Raw genomic sequence first — 1,317 nt, 5'->3', positions numbered from 1 at the left:
CAGTAATATCCGGTTAGAAAATTGCATGCAAATTTTTGATAAATATTAACATCTTGGGTCGTTTTTTCTTGACAAAGAGATAAAAATTTTCGGTCGCCCCCTTAAAAGAAAAATCTTTTAAGGGGGCTGACATGAAAATTGTGAAATTTTACTCACGGCAGCATCTTGTACCAACGCAGAGGCAATTACAAAAACCGTTAAAGAGCATCTTGCCCAAAGTACCACCACTTCGATCAAGATCAAATAAACCATTGGCAATGAATACCGAAGAGCTGATTAACATTCTGACATATTACCATCTGCAAGAGTTCTCATCAGGCAGTGAGTTGATTCAAGCCCTGCAGGAAGATGATTATGCCAGACAATTCGTTGCCCCCGCAGGTGGTATTAAACACTCAACTTTCTTTGATACCGTTAATGACCGCGGAGTTGAGCAGCTTCTTTTTGTGTTTACCGAGCTACAAAAGCAGACAACAGGAATTTTACCGTCCCAGCATTCCGAGCTTGGTGATCTTGTTGCCATAGATGGATCCCTGATCGATTCAGTGCTTTCCATGCACTGGGCCGAATACCGAAGAGATTCAAAAAAGGCAAAACTGCACCTTGGCTTCGATCTCAATCATGGTGTCCCACGTAAACTTTTTCTGACAGAGGGGAATGGAGCCGAAAGACCCTTTGTCAGCAGTATTATCGAGCCTGGCCAAACTGGTGTGCTGGATCGAGGATATCAGGCACATCATCTGTTTGATCAATGGCAGCGAGATGGATGTCATTTTGTTTGCCGCATTAAAGAAACTACGCAAAAAGAAATTCTTCAAGAATTTCCTGTGCATGAGAATTCCCATGTCTTTTTTGATGCCATGGTTTTGCTTGGAACTCCCAATGTTAATCAAACCAAAAAGCCTGTTCATCTCGTCGGTTATACTATTGACGGCAAATCTTACTGGGTAGCCACGGATCGTTTTGACTTATTAGCTGAACAGGTAGCGCTTGCTTACAAACTCCGCTGGGATATTGAGAGTTTTTTTGCATGGTGGAAAAGGCACCTGAAAGTTTATCACCTTTTTGCCAGAAGTAAGAATGGCCTGATGGTTCAAATCCTCTCTGGACTTATCACCTATCTTCTTTTGGCTATCTACTGCCAAGAGCAGCACGGAGAATCTGTTTCTATTCGTCGTGTACGGCAGCTCCGCAATCAAATTCGAAATGAAGCAACACAACAAGCTGTGGCGCAATCAACGATACAAAATCGAAAACGAAAAAAGCTCCTTAAACGATTAAAGAAACCACCTGCAAGTTCTTAACCGGATATTACTG

1 protein-coding gene is annotated in these 1,317 nt (G+C 42.2%); it reads left to right on the top strand.

The window, feature by feature from the left end:
* Positions 1 to 131 precede the first annotated feature (131 nt).
* Positions 132 to 1,304 (top strand): IS4 family transposase, encoded by a 1,173-nt coding sequence (locus FCL47_RS24075; protein WP_136816274.1) that lies wholly within the window; start codon positions 132 to 134, stop codon positions 1,302 to 1,304.
* The last annotated feature ends 13 nt before the right edge of the window (positions 1,305 to 1,317 follow it).

Origin of the sequence: Desulfopila sp. IMCC35006 (assembly GCF_005116645.1) — a bacterium.
Lineage (GTDB): Bacteria > Desulfobacterota > Desulfobulbia > Desulfobulbales > Desulfocapsaceae > Desulforhopalus_A.
Note: the sequence above shows the minus strand (reverse complement) of the source record. Positions and strands in the feature narration are given on the sequence as shown.